We start from the raw sequence: 2229 nt of genomic DNA, 5'->3' as shown, positions 1-2229 counted from the left end.
CAGCTCGCGGGCGTGTGACAGCGTCCGCGTCGCGCGGTCGGCCCCGGTCGCGAACAGCCACAACAGCGGGGAGACGAACGCGTACGTCAACAGCGTGAGCGGGAGGAGCCACTGGAGGGCGATCCCGCCACGTCCCGACCGGGCCTCGGGGTCACGGATCGCCCGAGGGACGAGCCGCGCGGCGTGGTAGCCGCGGTCGGCGATCTCGAAGAACAGCGTCGTGAGCGTCATCAGCGTCACGTCCCGGTTCGCGACGTGTGCCACCTCGTGGGCGAGCACGGCCTCGATCTCGTCGTCGTCGAGGGCGTCGACGAGCCCGGTCGTGACGACGATCGTCGCGTCGGTGAGCCGACCGACCGTGTAACACGTCGGGGTGTCGTCGTCGATAAGGTGGACATCGGGAGGTGGCACGTCGGCACCCATCGCCAGCCGTCTGACCGTCGACGCGAGCGCGTCGTCGGCGTCGCCACCCGCCGTTCCCGCCAACACGCGCCGGTAGCCGTAGTACGCCTGTGCTACGAGGAACCCGACGACGAGCACCGCGAGCGTCGGGAGCGACACCGGCAGCTGGAGGAACTCGAACCCGACGGCCCCTTGCTGGAGGAAGACGAACGTGCCGGCGACGACGCCGGGAACGAGCACGCCGTACGCCCACAGCAGGGTCACGACGAGGAGGGCGTTCAGACCGATGAGCGCTGCGAGCACCGCAGCGATCCGCACGCGGAGGGACATGGAGGGCTTCAGTAGCAAGACGAGCGTCTCCAAACAAAAGCGTTCGGGGACGATCGGGGCCGGTTCGCGGACGAGCCGGGGCAATCCGGGGACGGGAGGGGGTTCACGGACTCGGTGGGAAGGTTCGCGGAAACGGAACCGTTTTACTTCCCGCCTAACACCGTCGAATCGATGCGAACACCGGGTGACGTGACGTGGAGCTGATCGACGACGACGGTGACCTCTTCGGGGTCGTGAACGTCGTCGACGCGCTGGTGATCCTCGTCGTGCTCGCGGTCGGCGTCGCCGGCGTCGCGCTCGTGTTCGGCGGCGACGAACCCGAGCCCGAACCGGAGCTCGACACGACGCACGCGACGCTCGATCTCGGCACCCAGCCCGGCTACGTCGTCGACGCCGTGAACGAGGGAGATACCTACAGCCCCGACGACGTCTCGACACTCACCGTCACCGACGTTCACGTGACGCCGCGCGGGAACGACGTGGGCGTGACCCTTCGCGTCGCGCTCGAAGGAGAAGTAGCGGAGGGGACGCTCACGTACGCGAACGCACCCCCGCGGCTCGGCCGTAGCCTCGACCTCGTGACCGACCGCTACGAGGTGAGCGGGCACGTCCGCGCGGTCGGGGACGGCGATGCGCTCACCCGCGACTCGACGCGGGTCGTAGTCCGTGACACCCTGCCGACGAGCGAGGCCGACGACGTGGCCGCCGGCGACGAGGTCCGGATCGCGGGCCGGACCGTGGCGACGGTCGAGGACGTCGCGGTGTACGCGACGAACGACCCCGACCACCGCCGGGTGTTCCTCGAAGCGACCGTCGACGCCCACCGCGAGGGAACCGACCGACGGTTCGCCGGCGTCCCCGTGCGGCGCGGACAGACGGTGTCGTTACCGACCGCCGACTACACCGTCGACGGGACGATAGCGCGCGTCGGCGAGCGCCTCGACGCCGGATCGGCGGCCGACAGGACCGTCACCCTCCGGATGGACGACGTCCGCGAGGACATGGCGGACGCCATCGAGCCCGGGATGGTCGAGCGCGCCGGCGACGACGAAGTTGCGCGCGTGACCGACGTGGAGACACGGCCGTCGATCATCATCGCGACCGGCGAGGACGGGAGCGTGAACGTCGTCGACCACCCGGTCGACCGCGACGTGACGGTCACGGCCGAACTGCGGGTGCGGGAAACGCCGTCCGGCCCGCGGTTCAAGGGTGAGGCGCTCCGTCAGGGGTCGACCGTCGTCCTCGACCTGGGGACTGTCACCGTGGAAGCGACCGTCGTCAGCGTCGGGGCGTGACCGCTCCGACCCCAGTCATATCCGCCGATCGCTCGCCAGTCCGCGCCGCCGGCGACCACAACCGGTTTCACCGACGACACGAACCAGTAGACGAATGACAGCGGAGGATCACGATCCGACGACCGGCGTCGACGACCCTCGACCCGACGGCGCGTCGAGCGGCGACGGCGCGAGTCGATCGGGCTCCCGGGCGGTCGCTAGC

2 protein-coding genes are annotated in these 2229 nt (G+C 70.2%); one reads left to right on the top strand and one right to left on the bottom strand.

The window, feature by feature from the left end; all coding sequences use genetic code 11:
* Window positions 1–732, bottom strand: a 732-nt coding sequence (locus tag ACFQEU_RS14810) for a M48 family metalloprotease (RefSeq protein ID WP_379783403.1), incomplete at its 3' end; no start/stop codon positions are given.
* A 194-nt stretch (window positions 733–926) separates the two neighbouring features.
* Between ACFQEU_RS14810 and ACFQEU_RS14805 the strand changes: the two genes are divergently transcribed.
* Window positions 927–2027 (top strand): DUF4330 family protein, encoded by a 1101-nt coding sequence (locus ACFQEU_RS14805; RefSeq protein ID WP_379783401.1) that lies wholly within the window; start codon window positions 927–929, stop codon window positions 2025–2027.
* Window positions 2028–2229 lie beyond the last annotated feature (202 nt).

The sequence above is a fragment of the Halorubrum tibetense genome (genome assembly GCF_042661865.1).
GTDB lineage: Archaea > Halobacteriota > Halobacteria > Halobacteriales > Haloferacaceae > Halorubrum > Halorubrum tibetense.
The sequence above is the reverse complement of the archived record's forward strand: the minus strand, read 5'-3'. Positions and strand labels throughout refer to the sequence as shown.